We start from the raw sequence: 18914 nt of genomic DNA, 5'->3' as shown, positions 1-18914 counted from the left end.
GGCCCCGGCTCGGGCTCCGGCCCCGGCCCCGGCCCCGGCCCCGGTCCCGGCACGGGCCCGGGCCCGGCCGGGACCGGGACGACCCTCCGGGGGCTAGTCCGGGGCCCCGGACAGGAGCCGGGTGAGGAGGCGTACGGCGCCGCGCTTGTGGAGCGGGTCGTTGCCGTTGCCGCACTTGGGCGACTGGATGCAGGACGGACAGCCGGCCTCGCACTCGCAGGCGGCGATGGCGTCCCGGGTCGCGGTCAGCCAGGGTTTCGCCGTGCGGAAGGCCCGCTCGGCGAAGCCGGCCCCGCCCGGGTGGCCGTCGTAGACGAAGACCGTCGGCAGGAGGGTGTCCGGGTGCAGCGGTACGGACACGCCGCCGATGTCCCAGCGGTCGCAGGTGGCGAAGAGCGGCAGCAGGCCGATGGAGGCGTGCTCGGCGGCGTGCAGCGCGCCGCCGAGGATCTCCGGGTGGATCCCGGCCTCGTCGAGCTGGTCCTCGGTGACCGTCCACCACACGGCCCGGGTGCGCAGGGTGCGCGGCGGCAGGTCCAGCTTGGCCTCGCCCAGCACCTCGCCGGTGATCAGCTTGCGGCGCAGGTAGGAGACCACCTGGTTGGTGACCTCCACGGAGCCGAAGCACAGCCGGGCCGGCCCCCAGGCGATCTCGGTGTCGGTCTCCAGGACGGAGACGGAGGTGGTGTCGCGGGCGGTGGTGGAGAACGGCGGGTCCGCCTGCTCCACCAGCGCCACGGGACCGTGCGGATCGTCGAGGTCCAGCCGCTGGACGAGATAGGTGCGGCCCTGGTGGAGGTGGACGGCCCCGTCGTGGACGGCGGTGTGGGCGGCCGACTCCTCCACGGTGCCCAGCAGCCGGCCGGTGGCGGCCTCGACGATCTGCACGGGCCGGCCGCCGCCGCCCCGGATGTCGGCGAGGTCCGCGGCCCGCTCCCGGCGGGTCCAGTGCCAGGCGCTGGTCCGGCGGCGCAGCAGCCTGGCGGCTTCGAGCTGGGGCAGCAGTCCCGGGGCGGCCGGGCCGAACAGCGGCAGGTCGGCCTCGGTCAGCGGCAGCTCGGCGGCGGCCGCGCACAGGTGCGGGGCCAGGACGTAGGGGTTGTCCGGGTCCAGGACCGTGGCCTCCACGGGCCGCCGGAAGAGGGCCTCGGGGTGGTGGACCAGATAGGTGTCCAGCGGGTCGTCGCGGGCCACCAGCACGGCCAGGGCGCCCTGGCCGCCGCGGCCCGCCCGGCCGGCCTGCTGCCACAGGGAGGCCCGGGTGCCCGGATAGCCGGCGATCAGGACGGCGTCCAGGCCCGACACGTCCACGCCGAGCTCCAGGGCGGTGGTCGCCGCCAGGCCCAGGAGGTCCCCGGAGTGCAGGGCCCGCTCCAGGGCCCGGCGCTCCTCGGGCAGATAGCCGCCCCGGTAGGCCGCGACCCGCCCGGGCAGGGACCGGTCCACGGCTGCCAGCCGCTCCTGGGCGATCAGGGCGATCAGCTCCGCGCCCCGCCGGGAGCGGACGAAGGCGACCGTACGGACGCCCTGGACGACCAGGTCGGTCAGCAGGTCGGCGGTCTCGGCCGTGGCGGTACGGCGCACCGGCGCGCCGCGCTCACCGTGCAGCTCGGTCAGCGGCGGCTCCCAGAGGGCGAAGACCACCTCACCGCGGGGCGAGGCGTCGTCCACGACCTCGGTGACGGGTACGCCCGTCAGCCGGGCGGCAGCGGCCGCGGGATCGCTCGCGGTGGCCGAGGCCAGCAGGAAGACGGGTTCGGCGCCGTAGCGGGCGCACAGCCGCCGTAGCCGGCGCAGCACCTGGGCGACGTGCGAGCCGAAGACGCCGCGATAGGTGTGGCACTCGTCGACGACCACGTAGCGCAGGGCGCGCAGGAAGGAGGACCAGCGCGGGTGGGCCGGGAGTATCCCGCGGTGCAGCATGTCGGGATTGGTGAGCACGTAGTTGGCGTACTGGCGGACCCACTCGCGTTCCTCGACCGGGGTGTCCCCGTCGTAGACGGCGGGGCGTACGGCCGTGCCCAGCGGGGCGGCCAGCTCCCGCACGGCCCGGCGCTGGTCGGCGGCCAGTGCCTTGGTGGGCGCCAGGTACAGCGCGGTCGCGCCCCTGCCGTTGGGGGCCGCCGCGCCGTCGGCGAGGGCGGTCAGCACGGGGGCGAGGTAGGCCAGCGACTTGCCCGAGGCGGTTCCGGTGGCCACGACCACCGACTCGCCGTCCAGGGCGTGCTCGGCGGCCCTGGCCTGGTGTTCCCACGGGTGTTCGATCCCGCAGGCCTGGATGGCTGCGATCACATCCGTACGGATGCGGTCGGGCCAGACTGCATGACGACCCGCCCGAGGGGGCAAGTGCTCCGTATGGGTGATGCGCGCAGACCGGGACGGCCCCCGTGACAGCTGGTCCAGGACCGTGCCGGGGGTGGGTCGTGAGTCCGCGGGCACCTTGTGGTGACCGGGACGCTGAGTGTTGGCCATTGGAACCGAGTGTGTCACCGCGGTCGGGGACAATGGACAGAAGGCGTCGTGCGCGCCTGTCGGTAAGTGATTGAATGCCATCGCGGCAGCCAATCCCTCCTCTACCTTCGGGTGGGGAGGCCCCTGGGGGGCGCCGCTCGATAGCAAGGTGCTGGAGGATCCGTGGACCTGTCCCTGTCGACTCGCACTGTCGGCGACCGTACGGTCGTCGAGGTCGGTGGCGAGATTGATGTGTATACCGCGCCGAAGCTGCGCGAGCAGTTGGTCGAGTTGGTGAACGACGGCAGCTACCACCTGGTCGTCGACATGGAGCGGGTGGACTTCCTCGACTCCACCGGCCTCGGTGTGCTGGTGGGCGGGCTGAAGCGGGTCCGCGCACACGAGGGGTCGCTGCGCCTGGTGTGCAACCAGGAGCGCATCCTGAAGATCTTCCGTATCACCGGCCTCACCAAGGTGTTCCCGATCCACACGACGGTGGACGACGCCGTCGCGGCCACCGACTGACGGCTCCCGGAAGAAGGAGCGGGGCACCGGGCCGGGATCGGGCCCGGGCCCCCCAAAGGCACGCCTGTAGTCCGAGGGGGACGCGCATGGCCACCGTTGAACTCCGCTTCAGCGCCCAGCCCGAACACGTCCGCACGGCCCGCCTGGTCGCGGCCGCCGTGGCGCGCCGGGCCGGTGTGGAGGAGGCTGTGCTCGACGAGGTCAGGCTCGCCGTCGGCGAGGCCTGTTCGCGCGCCGTCGGGCTGCACCGCAGCCACGGCCTGACCGATCCGGTCCGGGTCGTGCTGACCGAGGAGGAGAAGGTGTTCTCCATCGAGGTCGGCGACGGCGTCCCCGGGCCGCCCGGCAGCGACGGCGAGACCGTTCCGGGCATGGCCGCCGCCCTCGACCCGGACGTCGACGGCGAGGACGAGATGGGCCTCGCCGTCATCAGCGGGCTGGTCGACGACGTCGAGGTGACCAGTGGTGAATCGGGCGGTGTCATCCGCATGAGCTGGCCCACCCCCGCCGTCACCGAGGCCCCCTAGATCTTTAATCCCATCTTCCGATTCTTTTTCAAAGGCCCTGCTGAGCAGGGCCTTTTTCATGTCCGTAGATCCATTGAGCGCCCGTCAATGCGTTTGCCCCATTACCGCTTTCGAGGGTAATGGAGTGACGCGATCTTTTGCTGAGGAGCAACAGCAGGCCAATTCCGTTTCCGGCACCCTGTTTTGATCAGGTGTCGCTCCCTACAATCCGTCCACATCTTTGAGCTCATCACGTCAAGGAGGACGAATGACGGGGCTCTTCACCCCAACAGCCGGTGCGGTACTCACCGATGACAATCGGCTCATCGTGATCGTCATCGCGGCGGTCGCCGTAGCCGCACTCGTCGTCGCGCAGATCCTGGTCCGCCAGGTGCTCGCCGCCGACGAGGGCACCGAATCCATGAAGCGGATCGCCGCCGCCGTCCAGGAGGGCGCCAACGCCTACCTGGGCCGCCAGTTGCGCACCCTCGGCATCTTCGCCGTGGTGGTCTTCTTCCTGCTCTTCCTGCTCCCCGCCGACACCTGGACCCAGCGGGCGGGACGTTCCGCCTTCTTCCTGGTCGGCGCGATCTTCTCGGCCGTCACCGGCTACGTCGGCATGCGCCTGGCGGTCCGCGCCAACGTCCGCGTCGCCGCCGCCGCCCGCGAGGCCACCCCCGGCGAGGGCGAGCCCGCCAAGGACCTGACCGAGGTCTCCCACAAGGCCATGCGGATCGCCTTCCGCACCGGCGGTGTCGTCGGCATGTTCACGGTCGGCCTCGGTCTGCTCGGCGCCTCCTGCGTCGTGCTCGTCTACGCCGCCGACGCCCCCAAGGTGCTGGAGGGCTTCGGCCTCGGTGCCGCCCTGATCGCCATGTTCATGCGCGTGGGCGGCGGCATCTTCACGAAGGCCGCCGACGTCGGCGCCGACCTGGTCGGCAAGGTCGAGCAGGGCATTCCGGAGGACGATCCGCGCAATGCCGCGACCATCGCCGACAATGTGGGCGACAACGTCGGCGACTGTGCGGGCATGGCGGCCGACCTCTTCGAGTCCTACGCCGTCACCCTCGTGGCCGCGCTCATCCTCGGCAAGGCCGCGTTCGGCGACCTGGGCCTGGCCTTCCCGCTGATCGTCCCCGCCATCGGCGTGGTCACCGCGATGATCGGCATCTTCGCCGTCTCCCCGCGCCGCAGCGACCGCAGCGGGATGACCGCCATCAACCGCGGCTTCTTCATCTCCGCCGTGATCTCCCTGGTCCTGGTGGCGATCGCCGTCTTCGCCTACCTGCCGGCCACCTACAAGGAGCTGGTCGGCGTCGAGAACGCCGCCATCACCAACCACACCGGCGACCCGCGGATCCTCGCCCTGGTGGCCGTCGCCATCGGCATCGTGCTCGCGGCCCTCATCCAGCAGCTGACCGGCTACTTCACCGAGACCAGCCGGCGTCCCGTCCGGGACATCGGCAAGTCCTCGCTGACCGGCCCCGCCACCGTGGTCCTCGCCGGCATCTCCGTGGGCCTGGAGTCCGCCGTCTACACGGCGCTGCTCATCGGCCTCGGCGTCTACGGCGCGTTCCTCCTCGGCGGCACCTCCATCATGCTGGCGCTGTTCGCCGTCGCCCTCGCCGGCACCGGCCTGCTGACCACCGTCGGCGTCATCGTCGCCATGGACACCTTCGGTCCGGTCTCCGACAACGCCCAGGGCATCGCCGAGATGTCCGGCGACGTCGAGGGCTCCGGCGCCCAGGTCCTCACCGACCTCGACGCCGTCGGCAACACCACCAAGGCCATCACCAAGGGCATCGCCATCGCCACCGCCGTGCTCGCCGCCGCCGCACTGTTCGGCTCGTACAGCGACGCGATCGCCGGAGCCATCAAGGACGTCGGCGCCAAGGCCGGCGAGCTCAGCCTGAGCCTGGACATCGGCCAGCCCAACAACCTGGTCGGCCTGATCCTCGGCGCGGCCGTGGTCTTCCTCTTCTCCGGCCTCGCCATCAACGCCGTCTCCCGCTCGGCCGGCGCGGTGGTCTACGAGGTGCGCCGCCAGTTCCGCGAGCACCCCGGGATCATGGACTACTCGGAGAAGCCCGAGTACGGGCGCGTCGTCGACATCTGCACCAAGGACGCCCTGCGCGAGCTGGCCACGCCCGGTCTGCTCGCCGTGATGGCGCCCATCGCCGTCGGCTTCACCCTGGGCGTCGGCGCCCTCGGCTCGTACCTGGCCGGCGCCATCGGCTGCGGCACCCTGATGGCGGTCTTCCTCGCCAACTCCGGCGGCGCCTGGGACAACGCCAAGAAGCTCGTCGAGGACGGCCACCACGGCGGCAAGGGCAGCGAGGCCCACGCCGCGACCGTCATCGGCGACACGGTCGGCGACCCGTTCAAGGACACCGCGGGCCCGGCCATCAACCCGCTGCTGAAGGTCATGAACCTGGTGGCGCTGCTGATCGCCCCGGCCGTCGTCCAGTTCAGCTACGGCGACCAGGCCAGCCCCCTGGTCCGCGGGATCGTGGCGGCCCTGGCGATCGGCGTCATCGTCGTCGCGGTCTACGTGTCGAAGAAGCGCGGCATCGCGGTCGGTGAGGACTCCGGGAGCGACGGCGCCGCCGAGCGCGTCGCCCAGCAGCCGGACCCCGCCACCGCGGTCTCCTGACCACCGGATCACGGATACGGCGAAAGGCGGACTGACGGCGCGCAACCGACGCGTCGTCAGTCCGCCTTTCTGCGCGCTCCGACGTGGGGCGTGTATGTTCCGGCCGAGAGCCTTGGAAGGGACCAATCCGGTGAACAAGAAGCTTGCGGCCGCAGCCTCATGCTGTGCGGTGCTGATGCTCGTCCTGTCCGGCTGCGGTGACGACGGCGACAACAAGACCGACGCATGGGCCAAGAAGGTCTGCGACGGCTGGCAGCCGAACCTCAAGAAGATCGAGGAAGCCAACGCCGAGATCAAGCGCGTCTCGACGGCGGACACCAAGTCCGAGGACGTGCAGAAGACCGATTCGGCGGCGTTCCAGCAGATCTCGGACGCCTACAAGTCGCTGGCCCAGACCCTCACCCAGGCGGGGGCACCGCCCGTGAAGAACGGCGAGGCCACCCAGAAGGCCGCCGCCGACGGCTTCAACTCCAGCGCCAAGGCGTACGCCGAGCTCAAGGCGAAGATGGACGCGCTCGACCCCAAGGACCAGCGCAAGTTCGCCGACGACCTCAAGCCGGTCGCGGAGGGCCTGAAGGAAGCGGCCAAGGGCGCCGAGGAAGCCAGCGAGAAGCTCAAGTCCGGTGGTGTGTCCCAGGCGATGAACGCCCAGAAGGGCTGCCAGATGACGGTGCCGGCGCCCAGCAAGAGCTGACGGCACGGCGGTACCGGGGACCCGGCCGTCTCGGCCGCACGGCGGTACCGTCGGCCCGGCCGCGTGGGAGCACCGGCCGGGTTTTCCACAGGGGCCCGGCCGTGTCGTACGCATCGCCGGTGCCAGCGGACACAATGGTCGGGTGAGTACCAGCACCCGCCTCCCCTCGCCCGACCACGCCGCCGGGTTCCGCGCCGCCCTGCTCGCCGCCGGCTTCACCGCCGACGGCCTGCTCGACCTGCTCGGCGCCCCCGCGTACGCCGCCCTGGCCCGCAGCGAGACCGTCCCCGCCCTGCGCGCCACCCGCGAGGACGGCCCGCTGGCGCTGCTGGTCCGGCTGTTCCTGCTCCAGCGGCCCGTGCCGTACGACGCCCTGGTCGCGGAGCCGGCCGTGCTGCCCGTGGAGCAGGCGCTCGCCGACGGCTGGCTGCGCCGGGAGGGCGACGAGGTGCGCGCCACCGTCGACGTCCGCCCGTACGGCGGCCCCGACGGCGAGGACTGGTTCATCGTCTCGGACCTCGGCTGCGCCGTCGGCGGGGCCGGTGGGATCGGCAGCCGGGACGAAGGGGTGGTGCTCGGGGTCGGCGGGGCCTCCACGACGCTGGCCGGGATCACCGTCCGCACCCCGGTCGGCTCGGCCCTCGATCTGGGCACCGGTTCCGGCATCCAGGCGCTCCACGCCGCCCAGCACGCCACCCGGGTGACCGCCACCGACGTCAACCCGAGGGCACTGGAATTCACCCGGTTGACCCTGGCGCTGTCCGGCGCACCCGAGGCGGAGCTGCTCACCGGCTCCTTGTTCGAGCCGGTGGGCGACGCCACGTACGACCTGATCGTCTCCAACCCGCCCTTCGTGATCTCCCCGGCCGCCCGGCTGACGTACCGGGACGGCGGCATGGGCGGCGACGACCTGTGCCGCACGCTGGTCCAGCAGGCCGGGCAGCACCTCAACCCCGGGGGGTACGCGCAGTTCCTGGCGAACTGGCAGCACGTGGAAGGCGAGGACTGGAAGGACCGGCTCCGCTCCTGGGTGCCGCAGGGCTGCGACGCCTGGATCGTGCAGCGCGAGGTGCAGGACGTCACCCAGTACGCCGAGCTGTGGCTGCGCGACGCCGGGGACCACCGCACCGACCCGGAGGTGTACGCCGAGCACTACGCGGCCTGGCTGGAGGAGTTCGAGGCGCGTAAGACCAAGGCCGTCGGATTCGGCTGGATCACGCTGCGCCGCACGGACGCGGCGGAGCCCTCCGTCGTGGTGGAGGAGTGGCCGCACCCGGTCGAGCAGCCGCTCGGCGAGACCGTACGGGCGCATTTCGCCCGCCAGGACTTCCTGCGCGCGCACGACGACGCCGCCCTGCTGGAGGGCCGGTTCCGGTTGGTCGCCGAGGTCGTCCAGGAGCAGGTCGGCGCGCCCGGCGCGGAGGACCCCGAGCACGTGGTGCTCCGGCAGCACCGCGGCATGCGCCGCGCCACCAAGGTCGACACGGTCGGGGCGGGCTTCGCCGGGGTCTGCGACGGCTCGCTGACCGCGGGCCGGATCCTGGACGCGATCGCCCAGCTCATCCAGGAGGACCCGGTCGTGCTGCGCGACCGTACGCCGGAGGCCATCCGGCTGCTGGTCGAGCAGGGTTTCCTGGAGCCCGCGGCCGGCGAGGCCGTGATGTAACCCGCCGTTCGCCCGCCGTACCCCTGTGGCTGAAACGCTGCGCCACGGGGGAGCCGGTCACGACGGCCGGGGGGAGCCCCCACCGGGGTTCGGCACGCGGCCCGAGGGGAAGGGGAGCGGCATGGAGACGGGACCTGCGATCTTCGCGGCGACGGTGTTCCTGCTGTTCGGGGCCGCCGTGCTGACCTGGACCGCCACCCGGGTGGCCCGGGACGCGCCGGTCGCCGAGGGCGTGCGCCCGACCGTGGCCGTACCCCTGGCCGTACTGACCGGCGGGCTCGCCCTGGTCCTCGGCGCCTGGTGCCTGACCCGCATCTGATCACGGTCCGAGCGGATTCCGGTTCGGCCCCGCCGGCCCGGGGTGCCGAGGCGGGGCCAGACGGCCCCTACGCCACCCGGCCCGGTGATCGACTACGGACCGGCGCGACATCCGGGCGGCAGAGAGGGCACTTGTCGGGTTACCGTTCGAGTGGCCGTTGCGGGCTTGTGCCGTTTGACACGGGGGCGGGTTGTACCGTCACACTCCGCAGCGTCGCCGTACTGCGACCGAGTGCCGACCGGAGAGAAGAGCCAAGTTGTCCCCGACTAGCGAGACCGCAAAGGGCGGCCGCCGACTCGTCATCGTCGAGTCCCCTGCCAAGGCGAAGACGATCAAGGGCTACCTGGGCCCGGGGTACGTCGTCGAGGCGAGCGTCGGGCACATCCGCGACCTGCCGAACGGCGCCGCCGAGGTCCCCGAGAAGTACACCGGCGAGGTCCGCCGCCTCGGCGTGGACGTCGAGCACGACTTCCAGCCGATCTACGTCGTCAACGCGGACAAGAAGGCCCAGGTCAAGAAGCTCAAGGAGCTGCTGGCCGAGTCCGACGAGCTCTTCCTCGCCACCGATGAGGACCGCGAGGGCGAAGCCATCGCGTGGCACCTGCAGGAAGTGCTCAAGCCCAAGGTCCCCGTCCACCGGATGGTCTTCCACGAGATCACCAAGGACGCCATCCGCGACGCCGTCGCCAACCCGCGCCAGCTCAACCAGCGCATGGTCGACGCCCAGGAGACCCGCCGCATCCTCGACCGCCTCTACGGCTACGAGGTCTCGCCGGTCCTGTGGAAGAAGGTCATGCCGCGGCTGTCGGCCGGCCGCGTCCAGTCCGTCGCCACCCGCCTCGTCGTCGAGCGCGAGCGCGAGCGCATCGCGTTCCGCTCCGCCGAGTACTGGGACCTGACCGGCACCTTCGCCACCGGCCGGGCCGGTGACGCCTCCGACCCGTCCTCCCTGGCCGCCCGGCTGAACACCGTCGACGGCCGGCGCGTGGCCCAGGGCCGCGACTTCGGCCCGAACGGGCAGCTCAAGAGCGACGTGCTGCACCTGGACGAGGCGAACGCCCGCGCCCTGGCCGCCGCGCTCGCCGACTCCTCGTTCGCCGTCCGTTCGGTGGAGTCCAAGCCGTACCGCCGCTCGCCGTACGCCCCCTTCCGCACCACCACCCTCCAGCAGGAGGCCTCGCGCAAGCTCGGCTTCGGCGCGAAGGCCACCATGCAGGTGGCCCAGAAGCTGTACGAGAACGGCTTCATCACCTACATGCGTACGGACTCCACGGTGCTGTCCGACACGGCCGTCACCGCCGCCCGCGCCCAGGTCACCCAGCTCTACGGCGCCGACTACCTGCCGGCGCAGCCGCGCGTCTACGCGGGCAAGGTCAAGAACGCCCAGGAGGCGCACGAGGCGATCCGGCCTTCGGGTGATCGTTTCCGCACCCCCGCCGAGACGGGTCTGACCGGTGACCAGTTCAAGCTGTACGAGCTGATCTGGAAGCGGACCGTCGCCTCCCAGATGAAGGACGCCACCGGCAACTCGGTCACCGTCCGGATCGGCGGCACGGCGAGCGACGGCCGGGACGCCGAGTTCACCGCCTCCGGCAAGACGATCACCTTCCACGGCTTCATGAAGGCCTACGTCGAGGGCGCCGACGACCCGAACGCCGAGCTCGACGACCGCGAGCGGCGCCTGCCGCAGGTCGCCGAGGGCGACGCGCTGACCGCCGAGGAGATCACCGCGGACGGCCACGCGACCAAGCCGCCGGCCCGCTACACCGAGGCCTCGCTGGTCAAGGAGCTCGAAGAGCGTGAGATCGGCCGCCCGTCGACGTACGCGTCGATCATCGGCACGATCCTGGACCGCGGCTACGTGTTCAAGAAGGGCACGGCGCTGGTCCCGTCCTTCCTCTCCTTCGCCGTGGTCAACCTGCTGGAGAAGCACTTCGGCCGGCTCGTCGACTACGACTTCACCGCCAAGATGGAGGACGACCTCGACCGCATCGCCCGCGGCGAGGCCCAGGCGGTGCCGTGGCTCAAGCGCTTCTACTTCGGTGCCGAGGACGCGGCGGCCGGTGAGGCCGGCGGCGACGCCGACGCGCTCGGCGGCCTGAAGGAGCTGGTCACCGACCTCGGCGCGATCGACGCCCGGGAGATCTCCTCCTTCCCGGTCGGCGACGGCATCGTGCTGCGCGTCGGCCGCTACGGCCCGTACATCGAGCGCGGCGAGAAGGACACCGAGGGCCACCAGCGCGCCGACGTCCCGGACGACCTCGCGCCGGACGAGCTGTCGGTGGAGTACGCGCAGGAGCTGTTCGCCCGCCCGAGCGGCGAGTTCGCGCTCGGCAAGGACCCCGTCAGCGGCAACGAGATCGTGGCCAAGGACGGCCGCTACGGCCCGTACGTCACCGAGATCCTGCCCGAGGGCACCCCGAAGACCGGCAAGAACGCGGTCAAGCCGCGCACCGCCTCGCTCTTCAAGACCATGTCGCTGGACACCGTCACGCTGGACGACGCGCTCAAGCTGATGTCCCTGCCGCGGACCGTCGGCACGGACGCCGAGGGCGTGGAGATCACCGCGCAGAACGGCCGCTACGGCCCGTACCTGAAGAAGGGCACCGACTCGCGCTCCCTGGAGACCGAGGACCAGCTCTTCACCATCACGCTGGACGAGGCCCTGGCCATCTACGCCCAGCCGAAGGTCCGCGGCCGGGCGGCGGCCAAGCCCCCGCTGAAGGAGCTGGGCACCGACCCGGTCAGCGAGCGCCCCGTCGTCGTCAAGGACGGCCGCTTCGGCCCGTACGTGACGGACGGCGAGACCAACGCGACGCTGCGCCGCGACGACGACGTCGAGACCATCACGCCGGAGCGCGGCTACGAGCTGCTCGCCGAGAAGCGGGCCAAGGGTCCGGCGAAGAAGGCGGCCAAGAAGGCGCCCGCCAAGAAGACCGCGGCGAAGAAGACCACCACGGCGAAGAAGACGGCCGCGAAGAAGACCGCCGCCGCCAAGACGACCGCCGCCAAGAAGACGACCGCGAAGAAGACGACCGCCGCCAAGACGGCCGCCCCGGCCGCCTCCGCCTCGGCCGCTTCGGACGAGTAACGCCTGGTTGCACCGGCACCCCCCGGCCCCGGCCCCGCGCACGCACCCGTGCGCGGAGCCGGGGCCGGCGCCGTACCGGGACCGCCGTGCCCCGCGGCGGACCCGGTGTCGCAGGGGAGGCGGGCCCGGGTGCCGAGGGGAGGCGGACCGCGGGCCTCCGTCACGTCGGTCCCAGCGGATAGGCTGGGCGGATGACGCGAGCCGAGCAGCAGGCGGTCGTGACCACTGCGAACCCCACGTACGACGAGGCCCTAGCCGCGGACTCCCGCGAGCGTGCGGTGCGCGCCCTGCTGCGCACCCCCCGGCTGCGCCGGCTGTGGAGCGCCCAGCTGGTCAGCGGCATCGGCGATGCCCTCGCCCTGCTGGTCCTGGTGCTGCTCGCACTCCAGGCCGCGGTCTTCGACGGCGCCTTCGGCGGCGGCTACCGGGGCGCGGCGTTCGCCGTGGCCACCGTGTTCGGCGTCCGCGTCCTGGCCACGCTGCTCACCGGGGCCGTGCTGCTGGGGCCGCTGACCAAGCTCACCGCCCCCGACGGACCGCTGGACCGGCGCTGGACCATGGTCGGCGCGGACGCGCTGCGGATCGGCCTGTTCGTCGTCGCCCCGCTGTGGGGCGACTGGGTGCCGGACCAGGCCCTGGTGGTGCTGCTGGCCACCGTCTTCCTCTCCGGTGCGGCCGAGCGGCTGTGGACCCTGGCCAAGGACTCGGCGGCCCCCGCGCTGCTGCCCGCCCCGCCGCCGGAGGGCGCCACCGTACGGCCGCTGCCCGACCACCTCGACGCGCTGCGCCGGCTGACCCTGCGGACCTCCTTCGGCGCGCTGCCCGCCGCCGCCGGCGTCCTGCTGCTGGCCACGCTGGTCGGCAAGGCGCTCGGCCTCGGCGTCGACTGGTTCGCCGCCAACCAGGCCGCGCTCGGCTCGTACGTCGCCGCCGGACTGTTCGCGGCCTCCGTCTCGCTGCTGCTGCCGCTGGTGCTGCCCGCCACCAAGACCCCGCGGCCGCGCTCCCCGCTGGAGGGGCTGCGCGCGCCCAAGACCGGGGACGGCGCCGGCGACACCGGCCGCACCGGGGCGATCCCGCTGCTCGTGCTCGCCTGCGCGGCCGTGGCCGGCGCGATCTCGGGCGCCGTCGCCGTGAGCGTCCTGCACGCCTACGACCTCGGCGGCGGCCCCGTCACGTTCGCCCTGCTGGTGCTCGCCCTCAGCGGCGGCACCGGGCTCGGCATCCGCGCCACCCAGGCCGGCAAGGTGCTGCCCACCCTGTCCCGGCGCCGGCTGCTCGCCCTCGCCGTGGCCGCGACCGGGATCGCGCTGCTGCTCACCGGGCTGGTGCCGGACACCGCCACCGTGGTCCTGCTGTCGCTGCTCGCCGGGGTCACCGCGGGCGTCGCGGCCAACACCGGGCACACCCTGCTGGACCAGGAGACCGAGGAGTTCCGCCGGGCCCGGGTCACCGAGCACCTGCACGCCGTCGTCCGGGTGGCCGTCGCCCTCGGTGCGCTGGCCGCGCCCGTGCTCGCCGCGCTGATCGGACCGCACCGGCTCGGCGGCGACGGGGTGTCGTTCGCGCACGGCGGCGCCGCGTACACGCTGATGCTGGTCGGCGCCCTGCTGCTGCCCGCCGCCGTGATCGTGCTGGCCAAGGCCGACGACCGGGCCGGCGTACCGCTGCGGCGCGACCTGCGGGAGGCGCTGCGCGGCGGGGAGCCGGTGCAGGCGCCCGCCACCACCGGCTTCTTCATCGCCCTGGAGGGCGGCGACGGCGCCGGCAAGTCCACTCAGGTGCAGGCGCTGGCCGACTGGATACGGGGCAAGGGTCACGAGGTCGTCGTGACGCGCGAGCCGGGGGCCACCCCGGTCGGCAAGCGGCTGCGCTCGATCCTCCTGGACGTCTCCTCGGCGGGCCTGTCCAACCGGGCCGAGGCCCTCCTCTACGCCGCCGACCGGGCCGAGCACGTGGACACCGTGGTCCGGCCGGCGCTGGAGCGTGGCGCGGTGGTCATCTCCGACCGTTACATCGACTCCTCGGTGGCCTACCAGGGCGCCGGCCGCGACCTGTCGCCCACCGAGATCGCCCGTATCAACCGCTGGGCCACCACCGGCCTGGTGCCCCACCTGACCGTGCTGCTCGACGTCTCCCCGGAGGCCGCGCGGGAGAGGTTCACCGAGGCGCCGGACCGGCTGGAGTCCGAGCCGGTCGAGTTCCACCAGCGGGTCCGGTCCGGGTTCCTGACCCTGGCCGCCGCCGACCCGGGCCGCTACCTGGTGGTCGACGCCGGCCAGGACCCCGAGTCCGTCACCACCGTCGTACGCCACCGCCTGGACCGGATGCTCCCGCTGTCGGAGGCCGAGATCGCCGCGCAGGCCGAGGCCCGGCGCAAGGCCGAGGAGGAGGCCCGGCGCAAGGCCGAGGAAGAGGCCGCGCGCAAGGCCGAGGAGGAGCGGCTGGCCGCCGAACGCAAGGCCGAGGAGGAGCGGCTGCGCGCCGAGGAGGAGGCGCGCCGCAAGGCCGAGGAGGAGGCCGCCCGGCTCCGTGCGGAGGCGGAGGCCGCCCGCAGGGCGCAGGAGGAGCGGCTGCGCGCCGAGGAAGAGGCGCGGGCCCGCGCCGAGGCCGAGCGGCTGCGGCAGGAGGCCGAGGAGAAGGCGCGCGCGGCGGAGCAGGAGCGGCTGCGCCGGCAGGCCGAGGAGGAGGCCCGGCTGCGGGCCGAGGCCGAGGAACGGCGCCGGGAGAAGCAGCGGCGGGCCGAGGAGGCCCTGCTGAAGGCGGAGGAGGCCCGCAGGCTGGCGGAGGCTTCGGCGGCGGCCGCGGCGGCGGCTTCGGCGCCTGGGGATCCTGCGGGTTCGTCGGATTCTGCGGGTTCTGCCGGGCGGTCCGCTGCTGCGGGTGAGGCTCCGGGGGGCTCGGGCGCCTCGGGCGGCCATGGCGGCTCGGGTGCTGTCGGGCGCAAGGCCGATCTGACCAAGCCCCCGGTCCCGCCGCGGGACGCGACGGTGGCGGCGGAGGGCGGCGGCCGGCCGGTGCCGAGCTGGGCCGATGCGGAGCCGCACCCGGACGACGCCGTCACGGTGGAGACCCCGGTGGTCGCGCCCGCGGTCGCCCCGGACGAGATCACCCAGCAGATCCCGGTCCCCGGGTCGGACGCCCCGCAAGCCCCGCCCGCGGACCCCGGCGCCCCGACGGCCGTGCTGCCGCCGGTCCCCCCGGCCGGCGCGGCCGACGAGACGGCCGTGCTGCCGCCCGTACGACCGGGAGGCCCGGCGGACGAGACCGCCGTGCTGCCGCCCGTACGACCGGGAGGCCCGGCGGACGAGACGGCCGTGCTGCCGCCCGTACGACCGGGAGGCCCGGCGGACGAGACGGCCGTGCTGCCGCCCGTACGCCCGGACGGCCCGGAGGCCCCGCGCCCGTCGGCGCCGCCGCAGGCCACCCGGCCGACGGCCCGGCGGCCGGACGAGGACCCGGCCGACCGGGTGCCGCCCGGCATCTTCCGCGACCCGGCGCCGGGCCGGTCCGGCACCGGCGACGAGGCCACCCGTGAGCTGCCCGTGCTCGACGACGCGGGCCGCCCGCGGCACCGGCCGGACTGGGCGGAGGAGACCCCGCTGGACGACCTGCCGACCCTGGCGGACGAACTGCTCGGCCCCCGCCGGGACGACCTCGGTCCCGACGAGGACGACGACGGCCGCCGCCGTCGGCGCCGCTGACGGCGACCACCGACGCGACCGGCACCACCGACGCGACCGGCACGACAGACACGACCGGCACCACAGACACGACCGGTACGACGAACAGCCCCGCCTGTGGACGACCGGGCGGGGCTGTCGGCGGTACGGGCCACAATGGTGAGCGTCGGCACGGGGAACGGAAGGCGGTGGGCGGCATGCCCGTATGGGACGACCTGGTGGGCCAGGAGCGCGTACAGACGCAGCTGGCCGCCGCCGCGCGCGACGCCGACGCGCTGGTCACGGCGGCCGAGACCGGCGGGGAGGCGCCGGCCGCCTCGAAGATGACCCACGCGTGGCTGTTCACCGGACCGCCCGGCTCGGGCCGGGAGACCGCCGCCCGGGCCTTCGCCGCCGCCCTGCAGTGCACCAGCCCGGACCGCAAGCTCGGCGCCGACCCGGGCTGCGGGTTCTGCGACGGCTGCCACACCACCATGGTCGGCACGCACGCCGACGTGGAGATCGTCCGTACGGACCTGCTGTCCATCGGCGTGAAGGAGACCCGCGAGCTGGTCCGCCGCGCCCAGCTCTCCCCGGCCGTCGGCCGCTGGCAGGTCATCGTCCTGGAGGACGCCGACCGCCTGACCGAGGGCGCGGGCAACGTCCTGCTCAAGGCCGTGGAGGAGCCCGCCCCCCGCACGGTCTGGCTGCTCTGCGCGCCCTCCCTGGAGGACGTGCTGCCCACCATCCGCTCCCGCTGCCGGCACCTGAGCCTGCGCACCCCGCCCGTGGCCGCCGTCGCCGAGGTCCTGGTCCGCCGGGACGGCATCGAGCCGGCCGCGGCCGCCGCCGCGGCCCGGGCCACCCAGGGGCACATCGACCGGGCCCGCCGGCTCGCCACGGACGAGCGGGCCCGGGCCCGGCGCGCCGCCGTGCTGAAGCTGCCGCTGCGGGTGGACGACGTGGGCGGCTGCCTGAAGGCGGCGCAGGAGCTGGTCGACGCCGCCGCCGAGGACGCCAAGCAGATGGCCGAGGAGGTGGACGTCAAGGAGACGGAGGAGTTGCGCGCCGCCCTCGGCGCGGCCGCCGGCACGGGCGGGCGGATGCCGCGCGGCACGGCCGGGGTGATGAAGGAGCTGGAGGACAAGCAGAAGCGCCGCCGCACCCGCACCCAGCGCGACAGCCTCGACCTGGCCCTGACCGACCTGACCGGCTTCTACCGCGACGTCCTGGCCCTCCAGCTGGGCTCCACCACCGCCATCGCCAACGAGGACCTGCGCGGCGACCTCGACCGGATGGCCCGCTCCGGGGGCCCCGAGCGGACCCTGCGCCGGATCGAGGCGATCATCGCCTGCCGCCAGGCCCTCGACCGTAACGTGGCGCCCCTGCTCGCCGTGGAGGCAATGACCATGGCCCTGCGCGCGGGTTGACGCCTTCGCTCGTACGGGTGGTCCCGGGGCGTTCCGGCCCGGCCACGGTCGTACGGGGGCGGCGGCGGGGGACCGGGGACGGAGCACCCGGCGAGGGGCCGCGGGAGGCCCGGCGGCGGGGAGGCGCACGGGCGGCGCGTTCCCGGACCAGGACATAGGCTGCCCGGATGGACACCAGTCGCCTGTTGCGTACGACCGGGACCGTGCTCGCAGCCGCCGGCCTGCTGGTCTCCGGGTGCACGACGGGCAGCGCCGACCCCCGCGCGGCCACGTCCGCCCCGGGAAGCCGCTCCGCGGCGGCCACGGCCGGGCCGCCCGCGGTCCCGGCCGCGCTGCGCCCGTACTACGAGCAGAAGCTCGCCTGGCGCGACTGCGGTGTGGCCGGGTTCCAGTGCGCCACGATGAAGGCGCCGCTGGACTACGACAAGCCCGGTGACGGCCAGGACGTCGAGCTCGCGGTGGCCCGCAAGAAGGCGACCGGTCCGGGCAAGCGGCTCGGTTCGCTCGTGGTCAACCCCGGAGGCCCGGGCGGCTCCGGCATCGGCTACCTCCAGGCGTACGCCGGCATCGGCTACCCGGCGCCGGTCCGCGCCCGGTACGACATGGTCTCCCTCGACCCGCGCGGCGTGGCCCGCAGCAGCCCGGTGGAGTGCCTGACCGGGCCGGCCATGGACGCGTACACGCAGGTCGACCAGACCCCCGACGACGCGGCGGAGCGGGCGCGGCTGGTGGCGGCGTTCAAGACGTTCGCGCAGGGCTGCGAGGAGCGCTCCCGCCGGATCCTGCCGCACGTCTCGACCGTGGACGCCGCCCGCGACCTGGACGTGCTGCGAGCCGTGCTGGGCGACCAGAAGCTGACGTACGTCGGTGCCTCGTACGGCACCTTCCTCGGGGCCACGTACGCGGACCTGTTCCCGGGCCGGGTCGGGCGCCTGGTGCTGGACGGGGCCATGGACCCCACCCGGTCGGCCCTGGACCTCAACCGGGACCAGACGGCCGGCTTCGAGACGGCCTTCCGCGCCTTCGCCACGAACTGCGCCGCGCAGTCGGACTGCCCCCTGGGGCGCGGCGGCCCGGACCAGGTGGCCGCCCGCCTGAAGGACTTCTTCCGCAAGCTGGACGCGACCCCGGTCCCGTCCGGCGACCCCCAGCGCCCGCTGGGCGAGGCCCTGGCCACCACGGGCGTGATCGCGGCCCTCTACGACGAGACGGCCTGGCCCCAGCTCCGCGAGGCCCTCGCCCAGGCCATGGACGGGGACGGCGCCGGGCTGCTGGCGCTCGCCGACAGCTACTACGAGCGCGAGCCGGACGGCAAGTACGCCAACCTCATGTACGCCAACGCCGCCGTGAACTGCCTGGACCAGCCGCCCGCCTTCAGCGGCCCCGAGGCGGTGGACTCGGCCCTGCCCTCGTTCGAGAAGGCCTCTCCGGTCTTCGGCACGGGCCTCGCCTGGGCGGCCCTGAACTGCACGTACTGGCCGGTCAAGGCCACCGGCTCGGCCCGCCCCCTGACCGCCGAGGGCGCCCCGCCGATCGTCGTCGTCGGCACCACCCGCGACCCGGCCACCCCCTACCAGTGGGCCCGCTCCCTGGCGGCCCAGCTCCGCTCGGGCGTCCTGCTGACGTACGAGGGCGACGGCCACACGGCGTACGGCCGCGGCAGCGACTGCATCGACACGGCGATCAACCGCTACCTCCTGGACGGCACCCCACCCAAGCCCGACCAGCACTGCCGCCCCACCACCACCTGACCCCCCGTGGTTCGGGGCACCCGAATCAACCCTGTAGACTTAGCGCCGCTGCAGATGAGAGCCTTCCCCAGGAAGATCCTCACCCCAGCATGCCGCCTTAGCTCAGTTGGCCAGAGCAACGCACTCGTAATGCGTAGGTCTCGGGTTCGAATCCCGAAGGCGGCTC

At 73.7% G+C, this 18914-nt stretch carries 11 protein-coding genes and 1 tRNA gene; 11 read left to right on the top strand and 1 reads right to left on the bottom strand.

Translation table 11 applies throughout. The annotated features are described in order from the left end of the window. Positions 1 to 93 precede the first annotated feature (93 nt). Positions 94 to 2553: a DEAD/DEAH box helicase gene (locus EF918_RS19300; RefSeq protein WP_125647809.1), complete on the bottom strand. Its 2460-nt coding sequence runs from the start codon at positions 2551 to 2553 to the stop codon at positions 94 to 96. An 81-nt stretch (positions 2554 to 2634) separates the two neighbouring features. On the opposite strand from EF918_RS19300, the gene bldG reads away from it, so the two are divergent. The 11 genes from bldG (at position 2635) to EF918_RS19245 (ending at position 18913) form a co-directional block, all read left to right on the top strand. Next, entirely contained in the window at positions 2635 to 2976 is a 342-nt protein-coding gene (bldG, locus tag EF918_RS19295) for an anti-sigma factor antagonist BldG (protein WP_125647807.1), read from the top strand. An 86-nt stretch (positions 2977 to 3062) separates the two neighbouring features. Further along, positions 3063 to 3503 (top strand): ATP-binding protein, encoded by a 441-nt coding sequence (locus tag EF918_RS19290; protein ID WP_125647804.1) that lies wholly within the window; start codon positions 3063 to 3065, stop codon positions 3501 to 3503. A gap of 247 nt (positions 3504 to 3750) precedes the next feature. Next, on the top strand, positions 3751 to 6135 hold the full coding sequence (locus EF918_RS19285) for a sodium-translocating pyrophosphatase (RefSeq protein ID WP_125647801.1): 2385 nt from the start codon (positions 3751 to 3753) through the stop codon (positions 6133 to 6135). 130 nt (positions 6136 to 6265) lie between these two features. Then, on the top strand, positions 6266 to 6829 hold the full coding sequence (locus EF918_RS19280) for a small secreted protein (RefSeq protein WP_125647798.1): 564 nt from the start codon (positions 6266 to 6268) through the stop codon (positions 6827 to 6829). Positions 6830 to 6971: 142 nt separating this feature from the next. Further along, the gene (locus EF918_RS19275) at positions 6972 to 8495 is read left to right on the top strand and encodes a methyltransferase (protein WP_125647795.1); all 1524 of its coding nucleotides are present in this window, start codon (positions 6972 to 6974) and stop codon (positions 8493 to 8495) included. Positions 8496 to 8616: 121 nt separating this feature from the next. Beyond that, on the top strand, positions 8617 to 8814 hold the full coding sequence (locus EF918_RS19270; RefSeq protein WP_125647792.1) for a hypothetical protein: 198 nt from the start codon (positions 8617 to 8619) through the stop codon (positions 8812 to 8814). A 256-nt stretch (positions 8815 to 9070) separates the two neighbouring features. Next, positions 9071 to 11905 carry a type I DNA topoisomerase gene (topA, locus tag EF918_RS19265; RefSeq protein ID WP_125647788.1) on the top strand — a complete coding sequence of 945 codons (2835 nt, stop codon included), beginning with the start codon at positions 9071 to 9073 and terminating at the stop codon, positions 11903 to 11905. A 191-nt stretch (positions 11906 to 12096) separates the two neighbouring features. Then, positions 12097 to 15609, top strand: coding sequence for a dTMP kinase (gene tmk / locus EF918_RS19260; RefSeq protein ID WP_125647785.1), 3513 nt, complete (start codon positions 12097 to 12099; stop codon positions 15607 to 15609). A 176-nt stretch (positions 15610 to 15785) separates the two neighbouring features. Continuing rightward, a complete protein-coding gene (locus EF918_RS19255; RefSeq protein WP_125647783.1) occupies positions 15786 to 16997 on the top strand; it encodes a DNA polymerase III subunit delta' in 1212 nt (403 codons plus the stop codon). 167 nt (positions 16998 to 17164) lie between these two features. Then, positions 17165 to 18748, top strand: a complete 1584-nt coding sequence (locus EF918_RS19250; protein ID WP_125647780.1) for an alpha/beta hydrolase — start codon at positions 17165 to 17167, stop codon at positions 18746 to 18748. A 91-nt stretch (positions 18749 to 18839) separates the two neighbouring features. After that, a tRNA-Thr gene (locus EF918_RS19245) sits at positions 18840 to 18913 on the top strand. Position 18914 lies beyond the last annotated feature (1 nt).

The sequence above is a fragment of the Streptomyces sp. WAC06614 genome (assembly GCF_003949795.1).
Taxonomy (GTDB): domain Bacteria; phylum Actinomycetota; class Actinomycetes; order Streptomycetales; family Streptomycetaceae; genus Streptomyces.
Note: the sequence above shows the minus strand (reverse complement) of the source record. Positions and strands in the feature narration are given on the sequence as shown.